25 protein-coding genes are annotated in these 21,645 nt (G+C 71.2%); 12 read left to right on the forward strand and 13 right to left on the reverse strand.

Going from position 1 to position 21,645, the window contains the following annotated elements:
- Positions 1-39: 39 nt before the first annotated feature.
- Complete coding sequence (gene tuf / locus G3I78_RS19280) at positions 40-1,209, reverse strand: elongation factor Tu (RefSeq protein ID WP_164426078.1); 1,170 nt, start codon at positions 1,207-1,209, stop codon at positions 40-42.
- A gap of 326 nt (positions 1,210-1,535) precedes the next feature.
- Between tuf and G3I78_RS19285 the strand changes: the two genes are divergently transcribed.
- Entirely contained in the window at positions 1,536-2,303 is a 768-nt protein-coding gene (locus G3I78_RS19285) for a TVP38/TMEM64 family protein (RefSeq protein WP_164426080.1), read from the forward strand.
- A gap of 61 nt (positions 2,304-2,364) precedes the next feature.
- Here G3I78_RS19285 and G3I78_RS19290 read toward each other — a convergent pair whose 3' ends face one another.
- Positions 2,365-3,540 (reverse strand): thiolase family protein, encoded by a 1,176-nt coding sequence (locus G3I78_RS19290; RefSeq protein ID WP_164426081.1) that lies wholly within the window; start codon positions 3,538-3,540, stop codon positions 2,365-2,367.
- Positions 3,541-3,634: 94 nt separating this feature from the next.
- On the opposite strand from G3I78_RS19290, the gene G3I78_RS19295 reads away from it, so the two are divergent.
- The 7 genes from G3I78_RS19295 (at position 3,635) to lnt (ending at position 9,397) form a co-directional block, all read left to right on the forward strand.
- The gene (locus G3I78_RS19295; protein WP_164426083.1) at positions 3,635-4,105 is read left to right on the forward strand and encodes a helix-turn-helix domain-containing protein; all 471 of its coding nucleotides are present in this window, start codon (positions 3,635-3,637) and stop codon (positions 4,103-4,105) included.
- Between the two features lie 124 nt (positions 4,106-4,229).
- Complete coding sequence (locus G3I78_RS19300; protein WP_164426085.1) at positions 4,230-5,105, forward strand: undecaprenyl-diphosphate phosphatase; 876 nt, start codon at positions 4,230-4,232, stop codon at positions 5,103-5,105.
- Between the two features lie 8 nt (positions 5,106-5,113).
- Positions 5,114-5,632, forward strand: a complete 519-nt coding sequence (locus G3I78_RS19305) for a DUF1877 family protein (RefSeq protein ID WP_164426087.1) — start codon at positions 5,114-5,116, stop codon at positions 5,630-5,632.
- A 108-nt stretch (positions 5,633-5,740) separates the two neighbouring features.
- A complete protein-coding gene (locus G3I78_RS19310; protein WP_164426089.1) occupies positions 5,741-5,920 on the forward strand; it encodes a hypothetical protein in 180 nt (59 codons plus the stop codon).
- A gap of 109 nt (positions 5,921-6,029) precedes the next feature.
- On the forward strand, positions 6,030-7,202 hold the full coding sequence (locus G3I78_RS19315) for an FAD-dependent monooxygenase (RefSeq protein WP_164426091.1): 1,173 nt from the start codon (positions 6,030-6,032) through the stop codon (positions 7,200-7,202).
- 91 nt (positions 7,203-7,293) lie between these two features.
- Complete coding sequence (locus tag G3I78_RS19320; RefSeq protein WP_164426093.1) at positions 7,294-7,773, forward strand: nuclear transport factor 2 family protein; 480 nt, start codon at positions 7,294-7,296, stop codon at positions 7,771-7,773.
- A gap of 64 nt (positions 7,774-7,837) precedes the next feature.
- Positions 7,838-9,397 carry an apolipoprotein N-acyltransferase gene (gene lnt / locus G3I78_RS19325; protein ID WP_164426095.1) on the forward strand — a complete coding sequence of 520 codons (1,560 nt, stop codon included), beginning with the start codon at positions 7,838-7,840 and terminating at the stop codon, positions 9,395-9,397.
- Here lnt and G3I78_RS19330 read toward each other — a convergent pair.
- On the reverse strand, positions 9,321-10,226 hold the full coding sequence (locus G3I78_RS19330; RefSeq protein ID WP_164426097.1) for a Gfo/Idh/MocA family oxidoreductase: 906 nt from the start codon (positions 10,224-10,226) through the stop codon (positions 9,321-9,323). The two genes, lnt and G3I78_RS19330, sit on opposite strands and share 77 nt — an antisense overlap.
- Positions 10,227-10,324: 98 nt before the next feature.
- Between G3I78_RS19330 and G3I78_RS19335 the strand changes: the two genes are divergently transcribed.
- Positions 10,325-10,837, forward strand: coding sequence for a DinB family protein (locus G3I78_RS19335; protein WP_164426100.1), 513 nt, complete (start codon positions 10,325-10,327; stop codon positions 10,835-10,837).
- Positions 10,838-10,988: 151 nt separating this feature from the next.
- The gene (locus tag G3I78_RS19340) at positions 10,989-11,474 is read left to right on the forward strand and encodes a hypothetical protein (protein WP_164426102.1); all 486 of its coding nucleotides are present in this window, start codon (positions 10,989-10,991) and stop codon (positions 11,472-11,474) included.
- Between the two features lie 12 nt (positions 11,475-11,486).
- Here G3I78_RS19340 and G3I78_RS19345 read toward each other — a convergent pair whose 3' ends face one another.
- From G3I78_RS19345 to G3I78_RS19375, 7 genes are all read right to left on the reverse strand, one after another.
- Positions 11,487-12,005 (reverse strand): hypothetical protein, encoded by a 519-nt coding sequence (locus G3I78_RS19345; RefSeq protein WP_164426310.1) that lies wholly within the window; start codon positions 12,003-12,005, stop codon positions 11,487-11,489.
- A gap of 118 nt (positions 12,006-12,123) precedes the next feature.
- Positions 12,124-12,807 carry a uracil-DNA glycosylase gene (gene ung, locus G3I78_RS19350; RefSeq protein WP_164426104.1) on the reverse strand — a complete coding sequence of 228 codons (684 nt, stop codon included), beginning with the start codon at positions 12,805-12,807 and terminating at the stop codon, positions 12,124-12,126.
- A gap of 90 nt (positions 12,808-12,897) precedes the next feature.
- Entirely contained in the window at positions 12,898-14,478 is a 1,581-nt protein-coding gene (locus G3I78_RS19355) for an ABC transporter substrate-binding protein (RefSeq protein WP_164426106.1), read from the reverse strand.
- A 191-nt stretch (positions 14,479-14,669) separates the two neighbouring features.
- Positions 14,670-15,434, reverse strand: a complete 765-nt coding sequence (locus G3I78_RS19360; protein WP_164426108.1) for an SDR family oxidoreductase — start codon at positions 15,432-15,434, stop codon at positions 14,670-14,672.
- A gap of 12 nt (positions 15,435-15,446) precedes the next feature.
- On the reverse strand, positions 15,447-16,208 hold the full coding sequence (gene fabG, locus G3I78_RS19365) for a 3-oxoacyl-ACP reductase FabG (protein ID WP_164426110.1): 762 nt from the start codon (positions 16,206-16,208) through the stop codon (positions 15,447-15,449).
- A gap of 152 nt (positions 16,209-16,360) precedes the next feature.
- On the reverse strand, positions 16,361-16,810 hold the full coding sequence (locus G3I78_RS19370) for a DUF3037 domain-containing protein (protein ID WP_164426112.1): 450 nt from the start codon (positions 16,808-16,810) through the stop codon (positions 16,361-16,363).
- Positions 16,807-17,571, reverse strand: a complete 765-nt coding sequence (locus G3I78_RS19375; protein WP_164426115.1) for a HipA family kinase — start codon at positions 17,569-17,571, stop codon at positions 16,807-16,809. Before G3I78_RS19375 ends, G3I78_RS19370 begins: the two co-directional genes overlap by 4 nt.
- A 92-nt stretch (positions 17,572-17,663) precedes the next feature.
- On the opposite strand from G3I78_RS19375, the gene G3I78_RS19380 reads away from it, so the two are divergent.
- Positions 17,664-18,086, forward strand: a complete 423-nt coding sequence (locus G3I78_RS19380; RefSeq protein WP_164426117.1) for a Rieske (2Fe-2S) protein — start codon at positions 17,664-17,666, stop codon at positions 18,084-18,086.
- 4 nt (positions 18,087-18,090) lie between these two features.
- On the opposite strand, the gene G3I78_RS19385 is transcribed toward G3I78_RS19380, so the two are convergent.
- A complete protein-coding gene (locus tag G3I78_RS19385; protein WP_164426119.1) occupies positions 18,091-18,741 on the reverse strand; it encodes a cysteine hydrolase in 651 nt (216 codons plus the stop codon).
- 136 nt (positions 18,742-18,877) lie between these two features.
- Between G3I78_RS19385 and G3I78_RS19390 the strand changes: the two genes are divergently transcribed.
- Positions 18,878-19,345 (forward strand): pyridoxamine 5'-phosphate oxidase family protein, encoded by a 468-nt coding sequence (locus G3I78_RS19390; RefSeq protein ID WP_164426121.1) that lies wholly within the window; start codon positions 18,878-18,880, stop codon positions 19,343-19,345.
- A gap of 1 nt (position 19,346) precedes the next feature.
- On the opposite strand, the gene G3I78_RS19395 is transcribed toward G3I78_RS19390, so the two are convergent.
- Positions 19,347-20,249, reverse strand: coding sequence for a LysR family transcriptional regulator (locus G3I78_RS19395; RefSeq protein ID WP_164426123.1), 903 nt, complete (start codon positions 20,247-20,249; stop codon positions 19,347-19,349).
- 56 nt (positions 20,250-20,305) lie between these two features.
- Positions 20,306-21,637 (reverse strand): aminotransferase class I/II-fold pyridoxal phosphate-dependent enzyme, encoded by a 1,332-nt coding sequence (locus G3I78_RS19400; protein ID WP_164426125.1) that lies wholly within the window; start codon positions 21,635-21,637, stop codon positions 20,306-20,308.
- Positions 21,638-21,645 lie beyond the last annotated feature (8 nt).

Here is a 21,645-nt window from a genome sequence, read left to right on the forward strand (position 1 = left end):
CACAACCGGCCCGCAGTCCCCCGCATACATCAGCCACCCCTATGAAACGGCCGTCACGGTCCCCGCCCCCACGGTCCGCCCACCCTCACGGATGGCGAACCCGAGTCCGGCCTCGAGCGGCACGTCTCGACCCAGCTCCACGGTCATGACCACCCGCTCCCCCGGCCGGGCGACGGCGACCTCACCGAGGTCGACGTCCCCCACCACATCCGCCGTACGGATGTAGAACTGCGGCCGGTACCCGGTCGAGACAGGCGTCGTACGCCCGCCCTCCCGCGCCGACAGCACATACACCTGCGCGGTGAACCGACGACTCGGCACCACACTGCCGGGCGCGGCCACGACATGCCCACGCCGAACCGCGTCCCGCGGAACACCCCGCAGCAGCAGCGCCACGTTGTCCCCGGCCTGCGCCTCCTCCATCGGCTTGCCGAAGGTCTCGACGCCGGTCACCACCGTCTCCACGGCGGCGCCGAGCACTTCGACCCGGTCGCCCACCCGCACGGTGCCCCGCTCGATCGCCCCGGTCACCACGGTCCCCCGGCCGGTGATGGTCAGGACGTTCTCGACGGGCAGCAGGAAGGGCGCGTCCACATACCGCTCCGGCATCGGGACGTACGTGTCCACCGCGTCGAGCAGCGCGTCGATCGACGCCGTCCAACGCGGGTCCCCCTCCAGGGCCTTCAGTCCCGAGACCCGTACGACGGGCACGGCGTCGCCGCCGTAGCCGTGCGCGGTGAGCAGTTCACGGACCTCCAGCTCGACGAGCTCGACCAGCTCCTCGTCGGCCCCGTCCGCCTTGTTGAGCGCGACCACGATGTGGTCGACGCCCACCTGGCGGGCGAGCAGCACGTGCTCGGCGGTCTGCGGCATGATCCCGTCGAGCGCGGAGACGACGAGGATCGCCCCGTCGAGCTGCGCGGCCCCGGTGACCATGTTCTTGACGTAGTCGGCGTGGCCCGGCATGTCCACGTGGGCGTAGTGCCGGGTGTCGGTCTCGTACTCGACGTGCGCGATGTTGATGGTGATCCCGCGCGCGGCCTCCTCCGGGGCGCGGTCGATGCGGTCGAACGGCACGAAGGTGCCGCTGCCGCGCTCGGCCAGGACCTTGGTGATGGCGGCGGTCAGGGTGGTCTTGCCGTGGTCGACGTGGCCCATCGTGCCGATGTTCAGATGCGGCTTGGTGCGGACGTATGCGGTTTTCGACATGGCTGTACCTCGAAGCCTCTTCGTGTTCGGAAGAACGGGGACCCCAAGGACTTGCCGACCCTCCCCCTGCGGGGTCCGCCGGACGATCCGGGAAGGGTCAGCTTCGGGCGCCGTCTGCGGCGGCCGGGAAAAAGGGAACGGCAGCCTTCGGCGCATCCGCGACTGCGGATGCTGCGAGAGCGAAGGCGTACCGGAACATGACGCAGATCATGTCCGACGCGTCGTCCCACGTCGAACGGTTTTTTGTCGCCGCCCGTCACCGCGCGGCCGCACAACCGTCGCCGTCCATACGGCGATCACACATCGGTGTCGGTTACCGTCACTGGATGCTCGATGCCACCACCCGCTCTGGGGGCACCGCCACGGCCACTCCCCCGGCCATCGCCACGGAGCTCGCTCTCCCCGTCCCCGCTCCGGTGGGTCTCACCACGCGTTGCACGAGAGTGCTGCTGTCGCCGTGGTCCCGGCTCTCCCTGCTCGTCGCACTGCTCGCGGGCGCCGCGTCCACGGTCCTGCTCTTCGAGCCGCAGAAACTGCTCTCCGACGGCTGGCCGCCCCAGCTGGGCGGGGTCGCGGCGGCGGTCGTGTTCGGGGTGGCGTACGGCCTGTGCACGGTGGCCTTCGTGCCACGGCCCCTGCTGAACCTCGCCGCGGGCGCGCTCTTCGGCTCCCAGCTGGGGCTGGCCTCGGCACTCGCGGGCACGGTGCTCGGGGCCGGGATCGCCTTCGGTCTGGGCCGGGTGCTCGGCCAGGACGCGCTGCGGCCATTGCTTCGGGGCCGGTGGCTCAAGGCCGCGGACGGGCAGCTGAGCCGGCACGGCTTCCGCTCGATGCTGGCGGCCCGGCTGTTCCCCGGGGTGCCGTTCTGGGCGGCCAACTACTGCGCCGCGGTCTCCCGCATGGGATACGTCCCGTTCCTGGTCGCGACGGCACTCGGCTCGATACCGAACACCGCCGCGTACGTGGTGGCGGGCGCGAGGGCTTCGGCGCCCACGTCACCGGCGTTCCTGATCGCGATGGCGGCGATCGCCCTGCCCGCTTTGGCGGGCGCGGTGGTGGCCTGGCGCAAGCGACACCATTTGCGCGGTCGCTGAGGAGCGCCCCTTCAGGGGCGTGGGGAACTGCGCGACCAGCCACGACGGCGCAGCGGCCTGACTATTGCACAACCCTTTCCAAGATCATCGCGTTGGCCAGTCCGCCCGCCTCGCACATCGTCTGCAAGGCGTAACGCGCCCCTCGCTCCCGCATCGCGTGCACCAACGTCGTCGTCAGACGCGTACCGCTCGCCCCCAGGGGATGCCCCAGCGCGATCGCACCCCCGTGCACGTTCACCTTGGCCAGGTCCGCCCCCGTCTCCTGCTGCCAGGCCAGGACCACGCTGGAGAACGCCTCGTTGACCTCGAACAGGTCGATGTCGTCGAGGGTGAGCCGAGCCCGTCGCAGGACCTTCTCCGTCGCCGGGACGACTCCGGTGAGCATGAGGACGGGGTCGGAGCCGGTGACGGCGAAGGAGTGCAGGCGGGCCAGGGGGCGCAGGCCCAGGCGTGCGGCTGCCTCACCGGACATGATCAGGACGGCCGAGGCACCGTCGTTGATCGGGCTCGCGTTGCCCGCCGTGACGTTCCACTCGATCTGGGGGAAGCGCTCGGCGAAGTTCGGGTCGCAGTAGGCGGGCTTGAGGCCGGCGAGGACCTCGGGGGTGCTGCCCGGGCGTACGCACTCGTCCCGCGACACACCGTCCAGAGGCGCGACCTCGGCGTCGAAGAGCCCCTTCTCCCAGGCCGCCGCGGCCTTCCTGTGCGAGGAGACGGCGAACGCGTCCATCTGCTCACGGCTGATCGACCACTTGGCTGCGATGAGCTCCGCGCTGATGCCCTGCGGGACCAGGCCCTCCTCGTAGCGCGCGGCGATCCCGGGCCCGAAGGGGTCCTTGCCCTCGGGGACGTTGGACCACATGGGTACCCGGCTCATCGACTCGACCCCGCAGGCCACGACGATGTCGTACGCGCCCGCGATCACACCCTGGGCGGCGAAGTGCACGGCCTGCTGCGAGGACCCGCACTGGCGGTCCACGGTGGTCGCCGGGACGGTCTCCGGGAAGCCCGCCGACAGGGCCGCGTACCGGGTGGTGTTCATGGCCTGCTCGCCGACCTGGTCGACGGTGCCGCCGATGACGTCGTCGATCAGCGCCGGATCGACACCGGAGCGCTCGACGAGGGTGCGCAGGGTGTGGGCGAGGAGTTCGACGGGGTGCACGTGTGCGAGGGCGCCGTTGGGCTTGCCCTTCCCTATGGGGGTGCGTACGGCTTCGACGATCACTGCGTCACGCATGCTGCGGGCCTCCACGGCTACCAGTGAGTAGGAAATCCGAACTCACCATAACTCCGTGAGTTTGAAAACCCAACCCTCCATTAAACTGGATGCCATGGCCGCCACCAAAGACCCGCGCCCCTGCTCGATCGCCGACGCCCTGACGCTCGTGGGCGAGAAGTACTCCCTGCTGGTGCTGCGGGAGGTCTGCCTGGGCAACGGCCGCTTCGACCAGCTGGTACGCAACATCGGGGCCCCGCGGGACATCCTGGCCACCCGGCTGCGCCGCCTCGTCGACGCCGGGATCCTCACCAAGCGGGCCTACAGCGAGCGGCCGCAGCGCTTCGAGTACCGGCCCACACAGGCGGGACTCGAACTGGAGCCCGTGCTGCTGACCCTCATGGCCTGGGGCGACCGGCATCTGCACAAGGACGACGACCGACCCATGGTGATCGAGCACGACTGCGGCAACGAACTGCTGCCGGTCGTCAGTTGCTCCGCCTGCGGAGGCACCGTGTCCCACGCGGACCTGACGCCCCATCCGCAGACACCCGGCTGGACGGTGACCGGACCGGCGGCGCTCTGACCGCCCCTGTGACGGCCCTGTCGCTGCGGGGCGCTACGCTGCCCCTCGCACCCCGATCACCGCGCCCGGTGATGTGGCGCGCCCGACTGCCCTCAGCCGATCAGCACTTGGACGCCGTAACTTCATGTCTTGGTTTGAATCACTCATCCTCGGACTCGTCCAGGGGCTGACCGAGTTCCTTCCCGTCTCCTCCAGCGCGCACCTGCGGCTGACCGCGGCGTTCTCCGGCTGGAAGGACCCCGGTGCTGCCTTCACCGCGATCACGCAGATCGGCACCGAGGCCGCCGTGCTGATCTACTTCCGCAAGGACATCGGGCGGATCATCTCGACGTGGAGCCGGTCCCTCGTCAACAAGGAGCTGCGCAGCGACCACGACGCTCAGATGGGCTGGCTGGTGATCGTCGGCTCGATCCCGATCGGTGTGCTGGGGCTGCTGTTCAAGGACCAGATCGAGGGGCCGTTCCGCGATCTGCGCATCACCGCCACGATGTTGATCGTCGTCGGCATCGTGATCGGCGTCGCCGACCGGCTGGCGGCACGCGACGAGACCGGCGGCAAGCACCGGGCGCCCAAGCAGCGCAAGGGACTTGAGGACCTGAGCATCAAGGACGGCCTGATCTACGGCTTCTGCCAGGCCATGGCCCTGGTCCCCGGTGTCTCCCGCTCCGGCGCCACGATCAGCGGCGGCCTGTTCATGGGCTACAAGCGCGAGTCCGCGGCCCGCTACTCCTTCCTCCTCGCCATCCCCGCCGTACTCGCCTCCGGGGCCTTCGAGTTGAAGGACGCCATGGAGAGCGACCACGTCTCCTGGGGCCCCACGATCTTCGCCACGGTGATCGCCTTCGGCACCGGCTACGCCGTCATCGCCTGGTTCATGAAGTTCATCTCCACCAAGAGCTTCATGCCGTTCGTCTGGTACCGCATCGCCCTCGGCATCGTCATCATCGCCCTGGTCACGACGGGCGCCCTGAGCCCCCACGCGGCGGAGTCGGCGGGCTGACGGAGGGCGTGGCCCTCACCCAGCGACTCGCACGGGTCGCACCGGAGTACCTCGACCGCTGCCGCGCCTCGGCTCTGGACTCGCCGGGCGCGTCCCCGAACTGGGACCCACCGGCCGAGGACCTCCTGGACACCGACTGGGCGACCTGGGGACTCATCCGTCATTGCCGCGGACCAGGCGCCGACCCCGGCACGGCGACCCTGCTCGACCGCGCGATCTCCGGAGACCTGGACGGCGACCTCGGCTTCCTCGACCACGACGAGGTGTACGACGGTTTCGCGGACCCGCCACGCCAGCTCACCCCCGCCGCCGTGGCCGACATCGCGACAGGCCTCGACGCCATCGACGCCGACGCCCTCCTCGCACGTCTGCCGGGCTCCCCCGAAGAGGCGTCCGTCGCCTGCGGTTTCGGCCCGGTCTTCCACGGCGACCTCGCCGCCCACCTGGCCGAACATCTCACCGCGCTGCGGGAGTTCTACCGCGAGGCCGCCCGCCGCAGGCGGTGCGTGGTCGTCTGGGTGGACTGATCGTCGGGGCGGTACGGGGCGTGCGACCCGAAATCCGTGACCAATCACATACGTTGTGCGTAGCCGTTCGGTAGCGGACCGTCAGGTCTTGCGCCTAGGCTGGTCCGCATGTCCCCCGATTCCGTGACCCCTGGTTCCGTGCGGTCCGCCGCCGCGGTGAATGAGCAGATCCGGGCGCTCTGGATGCGCGCCGGCGGCACCCTGTCGTCCCAGGAGCGCGCGGAGTACGAGCTGTTGGTGGTCGAGTGGGCGGCCGCGATCCGCGGTGACGTCATCGAAGCCGCCTGAGTCCACGTAGGCCGAAATACCCGGTACGACCGCCGAGTTCGGTCCGCTAGCCTTCCCGATCCCACAGTCGAGTCCCGGACCCGGGCGTCACTCGAAGTGAGGTCATGCCATGCGAGCGATCGTCGTGGGCGCGGGCATCGGAGGACTGACCGCGACACTGAGCCTGCGCCGGGCCGGTCATGACGTCACCGTCGTCGAGCAGACCCGGCGGCTCACCGAGATCGGCGCCGGAATCCAGCTCGCCCCCAACGCCACCCGCGTACTGCGCCGGTTGGGCCTCCTGGACGCGGTCGCCGCGCAGGCCACCCGCCCGGACCACGTGACCTTCCGCACCTGGTCCGACGGCTCCGAGATCTGCCGGTACGTCATCGGCCGGGACGCGGAAGAGGAGTTCGGGGCGCCGTACCTCCAGGTCCACCGGGCCGATCTCCAACAGGCCCTGGCCGCCGCCGTACCGCCCGACGCGCTGCGTCTGGACACCCCGGTCGTGGGGATCGACCAGGACGACAAGGCGGCCCGGGTGACCACGGCGAGCGGCGAACAGCTGGAGGCCGACCTGGTCGTGGCGGCCGACGGGATCCGGTCCCCGGCCCGGCAGTGGCTGTTCGGCGCGGACGACGCGGTGTTCTCGCGCACCGCCGCCTACCGCGCCCTGCTCCCGGCCGCCGAGGTCGCCGACCTGGACCTCCCCCGGTACGCCGGCTGGCTCGGCCCCGGCGGACATGTCGTCCACTACTGGCTGCGCCGTGGTGAACTCCTCAACGTGGTGGCCGTGTTCGTGACGGAACACCAGGCCCAGGAGTCGTGGACCGCGCGCGCCGAACCGGGCGAGCAGCTGCGCACGTTCGCCGGCTGGGACCCCCGGCTGCTGACCGTCCTCGAACGCGCGGGCCAGGTCCTGCGCTACGGCATCCACACCCGCGCCCCGCTCCCGCGCTGGCACATCGGCCGGGTCACGCTGCTCGGCGACAGCGCCCACGCGATGGTGCCGTTCCAGGCGCAGGGCGCGGCCCAGGCCGTCATGGACGCGGCCGTGCTCGGCGACTGCCTGACCGACGCGGGTCCGGACGACGTGCCCGACGCCGTCGACCGGTACGTCCGCCGGCGTATCCCCGCCGCCACCGCCGTACAGGCTGGGTCCGCCCGTGCGGGCGACGACTACCACCTGCCGGACGGCCCCGAGGCCGAGGCGCGCGACGCCCGCATGGTGGAGCTGGCGGCCGAGAACAGGTTCGGCCCGCACTCCGCGGCCTGGCCGATGGACGTCCTGTCCGGCCCATGACCGCACCCGCGCCGAGCGGCAACCGCCCCGCCCACCGAATGTCACCGCACGCCCCCTTGGCGCGGCCCGCCCCATGCCCAACACTGAGCCGATGACGCAGCGTGTGGAGCTCGCGACCGTGATGGACCGGCTGGCCGTGGACGCACTCGTCACCGACTACGCCGTGGCCGTGGACGACGGCGACTGGGAGGCGTACCGAGGACTGTTCACCTCCGACGGACGGGCCGACTACCGCTCGGCGGGCGGGGTCGAGGGCGAGGCGCACACCGTCGCCGCGTGGCTGGCGGAGAGCCTGGGGCTGTTCTCGATGCGGCAGCACCTGATCGTCAACCGCCGGGTCCGATTCGGCACCCTGTGGCAGGACACCGGCGACACGGCCCGGGTCCAGGCCGACTACGTCAACCCGATGCGCTTCGCCGGCACCGACGCCACCGCCCCCGACTTCGTCTGCGGCGGGCGCTACGCCTTCGGCATGCTGCGCACGGACGAGGGCTGGCGGGTGCGCGAGGTCGTCGTACAGGAGAAATGGCGGCGTCTGCCCGACCCGCGTCCGGCACCTGTGATCAACTGAGCCGACACCCTCGGGTGGTCAACCACACGCACTCTGATGACACCAACGGGGTAGGAGGCGCCGTATGAAGACGTTCGGCCACTGGCTCGCCTCCCCGTGGCGGCGCTCCGCCGTCGCCGCGTTGGCGGGCGCCCTCCCCGTCCTCGCGTTCCCGGCACCGGACCTGTGGTGGTTCGCCTACGTCGCCCTCGTCCCCTGGATCGCGCTGATCCGTTCCGCGCCCACGGCGAAGCGGGCGGCGTACGACGGCTGGGCCGGCGGTTTCGGGTTCATGGTGGGGATGCACCACTGGCTGCTGCCGAGCCTGAGCGTGTTCATCTTCGTCATCGGCGCCCTGCTGGGCGCGCTGTGGGCACCCTGGGGTGCGCTGGTACGGCACTTCCTGGCCGGGACTCCGTCACGCGGCCGGATCGCGGGCGCCCTCGCCGTACTGCCGTCGGGCTGGCTCGGCATCGAACTGGTCCGCTCCTGGCAGGGCCTCGGCGGGCCCTGGGGTGTGCTCGGCTCCAGCCAGTGGGAGGTCGGTCCCGCGCTGCGGCTGGCCTCCGTGGGCGGAGTGTGGCTGATCAGCTTCCTGCTGGTGGCCGTCAACGTCTCGGTGGCCGTACTCGTGACGATCCGTGAGTCGCGGGTCCCGGCGGTCGCGGGCCGCGCGCTCGCCGCCGCCGTGACCTCGGCGGCCTCGATGTGGGCACCGCGCCCCGACTCCGGCGGCGGCACCCGGATCGCGGTCGTCCAGCCCGGTGTGATCGACGGCCCCGACCGGCGTTTCGCCCGCGAGGAGCAGCTCACCCGCGACCTCGCAGGACAGGACGTCGACCTGGTCGTGTGGGGCGAGAGCAGCGTCGGATACGACCTCGGGGACCGGCCCGACCTGGCGAAGCGGATCGCCGCGCTCTCGGAGGAGACCGGCGCCGACGTCCTCGTCAACGTGGACGCCCGGCGCTCCGACAAGCCCGGCATCTACAAGAGCTCGGTGCTCGTCGGCCCCGACGGGCTCACCGGCGACCGCTACGACAAGATGCGCCTGGTCCCCTTCGGCGAGTACATCCCGGCCCGCGCGCTGCTCGGCTGGGCCACCTCGGTCGGCAAGGCGGCCGGCGAGAACCGCAGGCACGGTACCGAGCAGGTCGTGATGGACGTCGGCCACGGGCTGCGGGTCGGCCCGATGGTGTGCTTCGAGTCGGCGTTCCCCGATATGAGCCGCCATCTCACCGAGAAGGGCGCCGAGGTGCTGATCGCCCAGTCGGCCACCTCGTCCTTCCAGCGGAGCTGGGCCCCCGAGCAGCACGCCTCGCTGGCCGCCCTGCGCGCCGCCGAGACCGGCCGCCCGATGGTCCACTCGACCCTGACCGGCGTCTCCGCCGTCTACGACGCGGACGGACGGCGCGTCGGGCAGTGGGTCGGCACCGACGCCAGCACCGCGCGCGTGTACGACGTACCGCTGGCGACCGGGACGACCCTGTACGTCCGCTTCGGAGACTGGCCGCTGCACACCGCCCTGCTGGTCCTCGCCCTGTGGTGCGGCGCGCAGCTCGCCCGGCGGATCAGGCGGCCTGCTCCCGAACCGCTCGTACCACCCGCTCGCACAGTTCATGGGTCGCCAGCGCGTCCCGGGCGCTGAGCACCTTCCCCGCGCGCACCGCGTCCAGGAAGGCCAGCACCGCCTGCTCGATGCCGCGCTGCCGGGCCACCGGCACCCAGTCGCCGCGCCGTCGCACGGTCGGCTGGCCCTTGTGGTCGATCACCTCGGCGAGGTTGAGCACCTGCCGCTTGGTGTCCTGCCCGGACACCTCCAGGATCTCCTCGGCCGAGCCGCTGAGCCGGTTCATCACACCGAGCGCGGTGAACCCGTCCCCGGCGAGCTGGAGGACGACGTGGTGGAGCAGTCCGTCCTGCACGCGCGCGCGTACCGTCACGTCGTCGACCGGTCCCGGTGCCAGGAAGCGCAGGGTGTCGACGACGTGGATGAAGTCGTCGAGGATCATCGCGCGCGGCTCCTCCGGGAGCCCGATCCGGTTCTTCTGCATGAGGATCAGCTCGCGCGGATGCTCGGCGCACTGCGCGTAGGCGGGCGCGAACCGCCGGTTGAACCCGACGGCGAGCGAGACGTTCCGCTCCTCGGCGAGGGCCACCAGGCGTGCGGAGTCGGCGAGTTCGTGGGCGAGCGGCTTGTCGACGTACGTCGGTACGCCCGCCGCCAGCAGTCGCTCGACGATGTCGGGGTGCACGACCGTCGGGGCGTGCACGAAGGCCGCGTCGAGGCCCTGGGCGAGCAGCGCGTCCAGGTCGGCGTGGCGCTGCGTCTCGGGGACGCGCAGGCCGTCGGCCACCCGGGCCAGTGTCAGCGGTGTCCGGGTCTGGAGGTGCAGTTCCACCCCGGGCAGGCTCCCCAGCACCGGTAGGTACGCCTTCTGCGCGATGTCACCGAGTCCGATGCAGCCGACCTTCACGTGGGCTCCTCCAACGGTTGTCTGCCGGGGCCTTGCCGGAAGCATACGGCGACCGGAAATCGTTGGTGGCCGGTGGTCCACCGGTGCAGGATGCAGCCATGACGACCGAGCGCCCCGAACCGTCCACCACCGCCGACGAACGCTCCATGCTGGAGGGCTGGCTGGACTACCACCGCCACACCCTCGCCTGGAAGTGCGAAGGCCTGACCGACGAACAGCTCAGGACCGCCTCGGTGGAGCCCTCCGTGCTCTCCCTGATGGGCCTGGTCCGGCACATGGCGGAGGTGGAGCGGAGCTGGTTCCGCCGGATCATGGTTGCCGAGGAGGCGGGGCCGATCTACTACAGCGAGGCGGATCCCGACGGCGAGTTCCACCTCACCGACGCCGACACCTGGGAGGACGCGCACAGGACCTGGCAGGCCGAGATCGAGCACAGCCGGCTGAACCCGGCCCGATTCGGGCTGGACGACATCTCCCTGGGCAAGCACCGCAGGACCGGCGAGCGGTTCAACCTCCGCTGGATCTACACCCACATGATCGAGGAGTACGCCCGCCACAACGGCCACGCCGACCTGTTGCGCGAACGCATCGACGGCGCCACCGGCGAGTGACGTCAGCACCGGACGGCATGAGCACGCCGTACGGGGGTGGAGATCACCCGTGCGGGGCAACCTCCGCTTGTCCACTGTCGCCGGGGTCGTCCGAACCAGCAGAGTGGCGCGGGTGCATCGAACCACGACTACCGCAACGCTCCTGGTCACCGTGGCTGTCTCGGCCCTCACCGGCTGTGTGACGATCCAGCGCCCACCCGTGCCCGGGCCGCCGCCGACGGCTCGGGCCGTGCCGTCCCAGCCGTCGGCGCCCCGCCCGGACGGTCACGCGGAACCGCAGATCGTGCAGGCCCCGGCCCAGGAGGCGCTGTCCATGATCGACCCGTCCGGGAGTCCGAAACCTGGTGCGGCGGGGCCGCGCGGCGCCGCTCCGGGGACCGCGGCGGCCCCCGACCGGCCGCAGGACCGGCATCCGGCGCACTCGCGCCCGCAGCACCCGCGGCATCCCGCGCACCCGGCCCGTCCCGAGCAGGGGCATCAGGACGTACGGCACCCCCGGCAGCCTCGGGTCGAGATCCCGGACGTCGCCAAGTCGGTCCCGAAGAACACGCAGGACGTGTGCGCGCTGGGCCGGAGGTACGGCCGCTGGCAGGAGGGCAGCCCGGAGTCGGTCATCTGCGACACCTACGGGCGCTGAGCGGGCCCGGGTTCAGGGCCGCTGTCGGGGCGGCCCCCAGCCTCCGTCCGCGGCGCCGCCTTCGCCGAGCCGCAGCTCCAGTCTGCTGATCCCCGCCCGCACTCCGTCGCCGTAGCTGTCCTCGCCCAGGGCGTCCGCCGATCTGCGGGCCCGGCGCAGATGGGTGCGGGCGGCGTCGGTGCGGCCGAGGCGTACGTAGTCGGCGGCCAGGTTGAGGTGCAGCGAGGGATACAGGGCGCGCACGGCGAGCGCGCCCTCGTGCCGGGCGAGCCGGTCGTCGGTGAGTTCCTCGGCGGCCGTCAACGCCCTGAGGTCCCAGGCGAGTTCGTCGCAGGGGTCGTCCTGGGCGTCGGCCATGTAGTGCGCGAGGGTGCAGCGGTGCAGTGGGTCGCCGTCCTCGCCGAGCTCCGCCCACAGGCCGAGGAGGCGGTGCCGGGCCTCCTCGCGGTCCCCCGCGTGGCACAGCATGACGGCCTGCCCGATCCGGGTCATCACGGCATCCGGCGCCGCCTGCTCCTGTCGCTCCACCACCACGTCCTCCGGGCCCTGTCGGCTGTCGTCGCTCTCCCCGCCGACGCTAACCGCAGCCACCGGCAATCCCGGTCAGGCGGCACCGGGCCGGTTCGGCGGGGAACCGGCCCGGTGGGGGTCAGCCGAGGTTCGGGATCGTCCAGTCGATGGGCTCGTGGCCCTGCCGGGCGACCGCTTCGTCGATCTGGGTGAAGGGGCGGGAGCCGAAGAACTTCTTCGCGGACAGCGGGGAGGGGTGCGCGCCCTTGACCACCACGTGCCGGGACTCGTCGATCAGGGGGAGCTTCTTCTGCGCGTAGTTGCCCCACAGTACGAAGACGGCCGGGTCGGAGCGCTCGGCCACCGCGCGGATCACCGCGTCGGTGAACTTCTCCCAGCCCTTGCCCTTGTGGGAGTTGGCCTCGCCGGAGCGGACCGTGAGCACCGCGTTGAGCAGCAGGACGCCCTGCTGGGCCCACGGCATGAGGTAGCCGTTGTCCGGGATCTCGGTGCCCAGCTCCTCCTTCATCTCCTTGTAGATGTTCCGGAGGGAGGGCGGTGTCCTGACGCCCGGGCGGACCGAGAAGCACAGGCCGTGTCCCTGGCCCTCGCCGTGGTACGGGTCCTGGCCGAGGATCAGGACCTTGACCTGGTCGTACGGGGTCGCGTCGAGGGCGGCGAAGACCTCGTCGCGCGGCGGGTAGACGGGACCCTTCGCCCGCTCGTCCTCGACGAACTCCGTCAGCTCCTTGAAGTACGGCTGCTGGAGCTCGTCACCCAGAACCCCGCGCCAGGACTCGGGCAGCATGGCGATGTCGGTCACGTCAATTCCTCACGATGTGCGGTCACTTGCAGGCTTCAGAACCTACAGGCGACCACTGACAGTCGCCGCGCCCGTCCCGGAGTCCGGGATCTACCAGCTGGTCTTCCAGTACAGCTCCCACATCGTCATCATGGTCGCCGGGTCGATGACCTTCTCCAGGCCGGCGATCTCCTCGTTCGCGGCCACGTACTGCTTGCCCTGCCACAGCGGCACCAGCCGGGTGTCGTCCGCGAAGACCTGCTGGGCCTCCTCGATCTGCGGTCCCACGGCGCCGCGGTCGCTCTCCGCGCGGGACTCCGGCAGCAGCTTGGCGGTGATCTCGGGGGCGTCGTACGGGGTGCCGAGCGCGTTCTGCTCGCCCACGAAGGGTGCGATGAAGTTGTCGGCGTCGTGGAAGTCGGGGAACCAGCCGCGCCCGAACACCGGGTACTCGCCGTTCTGGTAGCCCTCGACGTAGGTCTTCCAGGGGCGGCTCTTGAGGGTGATGGTGAACAGCCCGGACGCCTCCAGCTGCTTCTTCAGCTCCTCGAAGGCGGGCTTGGTCGTGGAGCCGTAGCGGTCGCTGGTGTACCAGAGGGTCAGCGGGACGCGCTCGGTGATGCCGGCCTGGGTGAGCAGCCGCTTGGCCTTGGGGACGCTGGGGTCGCCGAAGTCGTCGAAGAAGCTCGTGGTGTGGCCGGTGAGTCCGGCCGGGACCATCGAGTACAGCGGCTCGACGGTGTCCTTGTAGACGTAGTGCACGAGCGCCGGGCGGTCGACGATCTGGGCGACGGCCTTGCGGACCGCGGGCTTCGCGGACCACGGGTCGCTGGGGTTGAACACCAGGTAGCTGATCTCGGTGGTGGGGTTCTCGACGAGTTGGAGCCCCTCCTTCTGCTGGTTGACCTCGATGTCCACAGTGTCCGAGGCGCCGAGACCGCGGTAGACGACCGAGATCTCCTTCTTCTTGAGGGCCTTGACCATGGCGTCCGACTGCTGGAAGTAGCGGATGGTGACGGCCTTGTTCTTGAGGTCCGCTATGCCCTTGTAGTTGTCGTTGCGGACCAGCTCGGCCTTCTCGCCCTCCTGGTAGGAGTCGAGGGCGTAGGGTCCCGAGCCGCTGATCTTCCCGTCCTTGCGGATGGCCTTCGCGGAGTACTCCTCGGGGTCCACGATCGACATGGCGGGCGTGGTGAGCACCAGGGGGAAGGTGGCGTCGGGCTGGCTGAGGTGGAAGACGACCTCGCGGTCGCCCTTGGCCTGCACCCGGGAGAGGGTTCCCAGGAGGCCGGCGGGGCCGCCGTTGACGTTGATCTTCTTGATCCGGTCGAAGGAGTACTTGACGGCCTTGGCGTCCAGGGTGTGCCCGTTGGAGAACTTCAGGCCCTCGCGCAGCGTGCAGCTGTACACGGTGCTCGACGAGTCCGTGAACTCACAGCGCTCGGCGGCGTCGGGTTCGGGATCGGAGCCACCGGGCGAGTAGTTGAGGAGCGTCTGGTAGACGTTGCGGAACAGCTCCCAGGAGTTGTCCCAGGAGGCCGCGGGGTCCAGCGTGGCCGGGGCACTGGTGGTTCCCACGACGATCGTCTTGCCTTCGTCGGAGGAGTCCGAGGAGAACACACCGCATCCGGCCACCGTGGAGATGGACACGAGGGCCGCGAAGGGCGGCAGGTACCGGTTCCGCATGAACACGCGCTTGCTCCTCGAATGCCGTGCCGAGAGTCGGCAAAACATACCGCAGCGCCTGGCCCACCGAACCTGTTCGTTCACAGGCGCCTTGATCATCGCGCCTGTGATGTGGCTGTCTTCCGCCTATGCGGGGATTTGTGCGTCGACACGGGCGCCGTCGCTGTCAACGGGCGCCCGTGTCGGTGCGAGCGGGCTCAGCCCACGCCGGCGTTGAGGAAGATGCCGCCGTCGACGACGAGCGTCTGGCCGGTGACCCAGTCGGACTGCTCCGAGGTCAGGAAGGCCGCGGCGCCGCCGATGTCGGAGGGCACGCCCAGCCTGGCCAGCGGGTAGGACGCGGCGGCCTCGGCCTCGCGGCCCTCGTACAGGGCGGAGGCGAACTTGGTCTTGACGACCGCCGGGGCGATCGCGTTGACCCGCACGCCCGGCGCGAACTCGTGCGCGAGCTGCTGGGTGAGGTTGATCAGCGCGGCCTTGCTGACGCCGTAGGCGGCGATGAAGGGCGAGGGCGCGATGCCCGCGACGGAGGCGATGTTGACGATCGCGCCGCCGTTGTCCTTCTGCCAGGCGTGCCAGGTCTTCTGCGCGAAGCCGAGCGCGGAGATCACGTTGGTCTCGAAGACCTTGCGGGCCACATTGAGGTCGAGGTCGGCGATCGGCCCGAACACCGGGTTGGTACCGGCGTTGTTGACCAGGAAGTCGATGCGGCCGAAGGCCTCCATGGCGCGGTCGACGACCTCGGTCTGGTGGTCCAGGTCGTGCGCCTTGCCGGCGACACCGATGGCGCGCTCGGCGCCGAGCGCGTCGACGGCCTCCTTGAGGGCGTCCTCGTTGCGGCCGGTGATGACGACCCGGTCGCCGCGCGCGATCAGCGCCTCGGCGACGCCGTAGCCGATGCCGCGGCTGGCGCCCGTGATGAGCGCGACCTTGCCCGAGAGCTCGGGGAGTTGCGAAGTCATGTTCCTGTTTCCCTAGTCGAGCGGTCCGCCGGCGACGTACAGCACCTGGCCGGAGACGAATCCGGCCGCCTCGCCGGTGAAGAAGGCGATGGCGTTGGCGATGTCGTCGGGCTCGCCCACGCGCGCGACCGGGATCTGGGTGGCGGCGGCGGCCTTGAACTCCTCGAAGCCCATACCGACGCGCTCGGCGGTGGCGGCGGTCATGTCGGTGGCGATGAAGCCGGGGGCGACGGCGTTGGCGGTGATGCCGAACTTGCCGAGCTCGATGGCGAGGGTCTTGGTGAAGCCCTGGAGACCGGCCTTGGCGGCGGAGTAGTTGGCCTGGCCGCGGTTGCCGAGCGCCGAGGACGAGGACAGGTTGACCACGCGGCCGAAGCCGGCGTCGACCATGTGCTTCTGGACGGCCTTCGTCATCAGGAAGGAGCCGCGCAGGTGGACGTTGAGGACGGTGTCCCAGTCGGAGACGCTCATCTTGAACAGCAGGTTGTCGCGGAGCACGCCCGCGTTGTTGACGAGGATCGTCGGCGCGCCGAGCTCCTCGACCACGCGTGCGACGGCGGCCTGCACCTGGGCCTCGTCGGAGACGTCCGCGCCGACCGCGATCGCCCGGCCGCCGGCCGCGGTGATCTTCTCCACGGTGTCCTTGCAGGCGGCCTCGTCGAGGTCGATCACGGCGCCGGCACGGCCCTCGGCCGCCAGTCGTACGGCGGTGGCGGCGCCGATGCCGCGTGCGGCACCGGTGACCACGGCTACCCGCTGCTCAGTGGTGGACATTGCTGGTTCTCCTCGCCCTCGAGAAAACGCCCTGGGGAATCGCCTGCGAAAGTACGGCCCGTTGGGTGAGCAACCGCTTAGTACCTTCAGTAGACGTGACGCTAGAAGCCATGGCACGCGGTGTCAACGCCACACGGCTCCGGTGTGATCCATTACCTCACCAGCAGGTCGAGCAGGCGCTCGGGTTCGGCGGCCGGATCGGTGGTGAGACCGGTGTGCACGGGGCCCGGCTGGACGACGGTGGAGCGGGGCGCGATCAGCCAGCGGAAGCGCCGTCCGGCGTCGTCGCGCGCGGCAGGTCCCGCCGCCTCGCCGCCGGCGCAGATCCCCTCGACGGCCCGGAGCGCGGCCCGCACCCCGGCCACGTCGGCGGCCGGGTCGAGCGCCCGCAGCCGGGCCTCGTCGAGATGGGTGCGCACCCCGACGTAGGACTTGGCACGGCAGTAGACGAGCACTCCGGCGTTGATGCACTCGCCGCGCTCGATCCGGGGGACGACCCGCAGCAGGGCGTACTCGAAGACGTCCCGCTCGGTGCTCCGGCCGCCCCGGATGACATGGCGCTCGACCACACTGCCGGCCATGTGGATGTGTCGCTCGCTCACTTGTCCCCCTCGATTCCGGTGATGCGGTCGTGGACGGCGGGCGCCCGCTGGAGCAGGGGGCGGGCGTAGGCCTCTCTCAGCTCGTCCGGGGTGTCGAAGCCGGGCTCGTCGGCCAGCCAGACGTGGGGGATCTCCGCGGTGACCTCGGTGAGGAGGTCCTCGGTGACCAGCGGGGCCAGTTCGGCGGCGGCCGCCGCGATGTCCGGCGCGAAGGGGGCGAGGACGTGGTCCGAGGCGTCGTAGGGGCGGGCCGCGGACTTCTCGGCGCCGGGCCAGTTGTGGTGCCAGATCATGGTGGCGCCGTGGTCGATGAGCCACACCTCGCCCTGCCAGCGCAGCAGGTTGGGGTTGCGCCAGGAGCGGTCGACGTTGTTGACCAGCGCGTCGAACCAGACGATCCGGCCGGCTTCCTCTGGGCCGACCGAGAAGGCGAGCGGGTCGAAGCCGAGCGCTCCGGAGAGGAAGTCCATGCCGAGGTTGGTGCCGCCGCTGGACCTCAGCAGCTCCTGCACCCGCTCGTCGGGCTCGCCGAGACCCAGGTCGGAGTCGAGGTCGAGGGTGAGGAGCCGGGGCACCCGGAAGCCGAGCCGCCGGGCGAGTTCACCGGCCACCACCTCGGCGACCAGCGTCTTGCGGCCCTGTCCGGCGCCGGTGAACTTGATGACGTACGTCCCGCGGTCGTCGGCCTCGACGAGGCCCGGCAGCGAGCCGCCCTCACGCAGGGGCGTGATGTAGCGGGTCGCGATGGCTTCCTTGAGCATCGCCCCAGGCTACTGGGGGGTGACTGAACACCGGGCGCTCCGGGCCCGTACCTCAGGGCAGTCAGAGATTTTCCGTGGAAGGGGACGTCAGCATGGCCAGCGAATCGCTTCATCCCGCATCGGCCCCCAGTCGCCGGGTCGTCGTGGCGGCGGTCGGCGCGGCAGGGCTCGCCCTCACGCTGAACGCGTGCGGTTCGGAGGACGACTCCGGTTCGTCGTCCGCCGCCGGCAGCGTCCTCGGGAAGACCTCGGACATCCCCGAGGGCGGCGGCAAGATCTTCAAGGACTCCGGTGTGGTGGTCACCCAGCCGACGGCGGGCGAGTTCAAGGCGTTCTCCTCGAAGTGCACCCACCAGGGCTGCGCGGTGACGGGGATCGCCAACGGCGTGATCACGTGCCCGTGTCACAAGAGCGAGTTCTCGGTGACCGACGGCAGCGTGAAGAAGGGGCCCGCGACCCAGGCGCTGCCCGAGCAGTCCATCACCGTCAGCGGCGACTCGATCACCTTGGCGTGAGATGTCAGGCGCGGCCCGGTCGGCGGGGTCTCCTGAGACAGGCCAGGACCTCGTCCGTGGTCGCGAGGGTGGCGACGAGCGCGAGCGTGTGACGGATCATCGCCGGGGTGTACTCGGACGGCACCCCGGCGACCGCGTCCGTCGCCACCACGGCGGTGTAGCCGCGGTTCACGGCGTCGAACACGGCGTTGGGCACGGCCACGTTGGCGGAGACCCCGGTCACGACCAGCGTGCGGCAGCCGAGGTTGCGCAGCAGGGCGTCGACCTCGGTGCCGTGGATCGGCGACAGGCCGTGCAGCCGTCGTACGACGAAGTCCTGCTCGGTGACCTCGATGGGCGCGGCCACCCGGACCGCGGCGGTGCCGGACAGCTGCTGGACGGGCAGGCGTTCGGCGGCGCGGAAGAGCCGGGCGTTGCGGTTGGCGCCGCGCCCGTCCGGACGGCGTTCGGCGATGGCGTGGATCACCTGCACCCCGCTCTCGTGGGCGCCCGCGACCAGCCGGGCGACGTTGGCGAGAGCGCCCGAGGCCCTTGCCTCGCGGGCGAGTTCGGGCAGCGCGCTGTCGGCGCCGACGACGCCCTGCTGGCACTCGACGGTGAGCAGGACGGTGCCCTCGGGGTCGAGCAGCTCGCTGAGTCGTTCGTACGACGGCACGGTTCCCCCAAGTCGCCGGTGGCCCGGAGCCGGTGACAGTAGCCACCATTGCGTGGGGACGGAAGACGACCCATCCTTTTCTGACGTGATGTCAGAGGATCTCCTCTGACACGACGTGAGAGAAAGAGGGGGATGCATGACCGTCACTCAGCGCCGGGGCCGGAAGATCATGATGACGCCGGGCGAGCTGGACGAGTTCCTCACCAGCCAGCGCACCTGCCGGGTCGCCACCGTCTCGGCCGGCGGGGCTCCGCATGTGAGCACGCTCTGGTTCGCCTGGGACGGCACCTCGATGTGGCTGTACTCCGTCGTGCGCAGCAAGCGCTGGACGGATCTGCGGCGCGATCCGCGGGTCGCGATCGTGGTCGACACGGGCGAGGAGTACGACGAACTGCGCGGCGTCGAGCTGTCCGGGGCCGTGGAGTTCGTGGGCGAGGCTCCGCGCACCGGCGAGCTGCGCGCCGAACTCGACGTGCCGGAAACGCTGTTCGCGCGCAAGAACTTCCATCTGGAGGAGATGCCGCACGACGGAAGACACGCCTGGATACGACTGACCCCGGAGAAGATCGTCTCGTGGGACTTCCGCAAGCTGGGGTCCGCCTGAGTCAACCGGCCTGCCGTGCGGCCGACTTCAGCGCCTCGACCGCCGCCCGGATCGACGGGCGGCGGTCGGCGTCCGTGCGCCACACCGCGTGGAGGTGGCGGCGGACCGGCTGCCGTACGGGGACGGTCCGCACGCCGTCCGGGACCGGGCCGCGGCCGAGCCGGGGCGCCACGCACACGCCGAGTCCCGCGGCGACGAGGGCGAGTTGGGTGGCGTGCTCCTCCGCGCGGTGGGCGACCCGGGGTTCGATGCCCTTGGAGCGCAGGGTGTGCATCAGCCACTCGTGGCAGAACTCCTTCTCTCCCCAGGTGACCCAGTCTTCGTCGGCGAAGTCCTCCAGGTCGACCACGTCCCGGTGCGCGTGGCGGTGGGTCGCGGGCATCGCCACGTCGGCCGTGTCGTCGGCGAGGGGCGCCCTGGCCAGTCCGTCGGGCATGGGCAGCGGCTTGTTGTACCAGTCCAGGACGACGGCGAGGTCGTAGTCGCCGCGGAGCACTCCGTGGACGGCGGCCTCCGGCTCCGTCTCGCACGAGCAGATGCGCAGCCCCGGATGCCGGGTGCGCAGCCCCGAGAGCGCGGCCGGGAACAGCCCCCGCGCGGCCGTCGGGAAGGCCGCGATCCGCAACTCCCCCACCACCTGGCCGCGTTGGGCCTCCAGGTCGGACTGGGCCAGCTCGACCTGGGACAGGATGCGGGCCGCGTGCTCGGCGAGCAGCCGGCCGGCGTCCGTGAGCCGCACGCCCCGGCCGTTCTTGGCGAGGAGCCGCTGGCCGACCTCCCGCTCCAGCTTGGCCATCTGCTGCGAGACGGCCGAGGTCGTGATGTGCAGCGCCTCGGCGGCACCGCTCACCGAGCCGTGCCGGGCGAGGGCATCGAGGGTGCGCAGCCGCTCCAGGTTCAACATGTAAGCGACACTACGAGATGCCCCGCCCCGAAACCCATCCGTGCTACGAGATCTGTCTACACGTAGTTCCGGGTCGGCGCCGGTCCCGCGGCTGCCGCGATCACGTCCGCCAGGGGAATCACCTCGGCCTCCTTCAGGGCCGCCACGGTCACCCGGATACCCTGCGGGGCGCTCATCCTGAAGCGGGCACCCGGAGCCACCGCCCAGTCCACGTGCAGGAGCCGGGACACCGCCCCCGTCTCGTCCGGGACCGGGACCCAGACGTTGAGGCCGCTGCGCCCGTGGGCCTCGACCCCGCGCTCCGCCAGCGCCGCGATCAGCCCGTCCCGGCGCCTGCGGTAGGTCGCCGCCACGGCGGCCGTGTCGAGCACGCCGTCCGCCCACAGGTACGCCACCGCCCGCTGTGTGATGCGGCTGACCCAGCCGGGGCCGAGGCGGTGCCGGCCGTGGACGCGGTCGACGGTCACCTCGTCGCCGGTGAGGACCGCGAGGCGCAGGTCGGGGCCGTAGGCCTTGGCGACCGAGCGGACGAAGGCCCAGTTCAGGGTGGTGGCGGCGAGGGAATGCAGGGGGAGTTCGACGATGCCGTGGCCGTGGTCGTCCTCGATCAGGAGGGTGTCCGGGTGGCTCTCCAGAACCGCGCGGAGGGCACGCGCGCGCGTGGCGGTCACCGAGGCGCCCGTCGGGTTCTGGGCGCGGCACGTCACGATCAGCGCCCGGGCGCCCGACTCCAGCGCCCGGCGCACCTCCTCGGGGCGCGGGCCCTCGTCGTCCACGCCCACCGGGGCGGTACGGAGGCCGAGTGCCGGGATCAGGTCGAGGAGGCTGCCCCAGCCGGGGTCCTCCACGGCGACGGTGTCGCCCGGCTTGAGATGGGCGGCCAGGACGCGCTCGATGACGTCGAGGGAGCCGGAGGCGACGGCCAGCGGGCCCTCCGGCACGCCGTCCGCGTCAAGAGCAGCGCGCGCGAGGCGGGCCAGCTCCGGGTCCACGGTCGCCTGTCCGTACAGGACCGGCTCCCGGTCCGCCCGCTCGGCGGCGGCCGCGAAGGCGGGGCCGAGCCGGGGCAGCAGGGCCGGGTCCGGGTTGCCGTTCGCCACGTTCCGCACCCCCTCCGGGACCTCCACGCGGAGGTACTCGCGTCCCGTGGTCGCCGGCTTCGAACGCACCCGGCTGCCCCGGCGCCCCGCTGTCTCGATGACCCCGCGCTCGCGCAGGATGCGGTACGCGGCCGCGACCGTATTGGGATTCACACCGAGATCCCCCGCCAACTCCCGCATGGGAGGCAGCAGTTGCCCCGGCTCCAGCTCCCCGGCGCCCACCGCACGCTCGACGCTGGCCGCAATCTCAGCTGCGCCTCGACCTTCGATCCGATATCCTTCTAGCACAAAGATGA

Origin of the sequence: Streptomyces sp. SID13726, assembly GCF_010548375.1 — a bacterium.
Classification (GTDB): domain Bacteria; phylum Actinomycetota; class Actinomycetes; order Streptomycetales; family Streptomycetaceae; genus Streptomyces.

Bases quoted from the DNA above. Each gene is read 5' to 3' on its own strand.
- tuf (WP_164426078.1), bottom strand. From the start codon at position 1,209: ATGTCGAAAACCGCATACGTCCGCACCAAGCCGCATCTGAACATCGGC.
- G3I78_RS19285 (WP_164426080.1), top strand. From the start codon at position 1,536: ATGCTCGATGCCACCACCCGCTCTGGGGGCACCGCCACGGCCACTCCC.
- G3I78_RS19290 (WP_164426081.1), bottom strand. From the start codon at position 3,540: ATGCGTGACGCAGTGATCGTCGAAGCCGTACGCACCCCCATAGGGAAG.
- G3I78_RS19295 (WP_164426083.1), top strand. From the start codon at position 3,635: ATGGCCGCCACCAAAGACCCGCGCCCCTGCTCGATCGCCGACGCCCTG.
- G3I78_RS19300 (WP_164426085.1), top strand. From the start codon at position 4,230: ATGTCTTGGTTTGAATCACTCATCCTCGGACTCGTCCAGGGGCTGACC.
- G3I78_RS19310 (WP_164426089.1), top strand. From the start codon at position 5,741: ATGTCCCCCGATTCCGTGACCCCTGGTTCCGTGCGGTCCGCCGCCGCG.
- G3I78_RS19315 (WP_164426091.1), top strand. From the start codon at position 6,030: ATGCGAGCGATCGTCGTGGGCGCGGGCATCGGAGGACTGACCGCGACA.
- G3I78_RS19320 (WP_164426093.1), top strand. From the start codon at position 7,294: ATGACGCAGCGTGTGGAGCTCGCGACCGTGATGGACCGGCTGGCCGTG.
- lnt (WP_164426095.1), top strand. From the start codon at position 7,838: ATGAAGACGTTCGGCCACTGGCTCGCCTCCCCGTGGCGGCGCTCCGCC.
- G3I78_RS19335 (WP_164426100.1), top strand. From the start codon at position 10,325: ATGACGACCGAGCGCCCCGAACCGTCCACCACCGCCGACGAACGCTCC.
- G3I78_RS19360 (WP_164426108.1), bottom strand. From the start codon at position 15,434: ATGACTTCGCAACTCCCCGAGCTCTCGGGCAAGGTCGCGCTCATCACG.
- fabG (WP_164426110.1), bottom strand. From the start codon at position 16,208: ATGTCCACCACTGAGCAGCGGGTAGCCGTGGTCACCGGTGCCGCACGC.
- G3I78_RS19375 (WP_164426115.1), bottom strand. From the start codon at position 17,571: ATGCTCAAGGAAGCCATCGCGACCCGCTACATCACGCCCCTGCGTGAG.
- G3I78_RS19380 (WP_164426117.1), top strand. From the start codon at position 17,664: ATGGCCAGCGAATCGCTTCATCCCGCATCGGCCCCCAGTCGCCGGGTC.
- G3I78_RS19390 (WP_164426121.1), top strand. From the start codon at position 18,878: ATGACCGTCACTCAGCGCCGGGGCCGGAAGATCATGATGACGCCGGGC.
- G3I78_RS19395 (WP_164426123.1), bottom strand. From the start codon at position 20,249: ATGTTGAACCTGGAGCGGCTGCGCACCCTCGATGCCCTCGCCCGGCAC.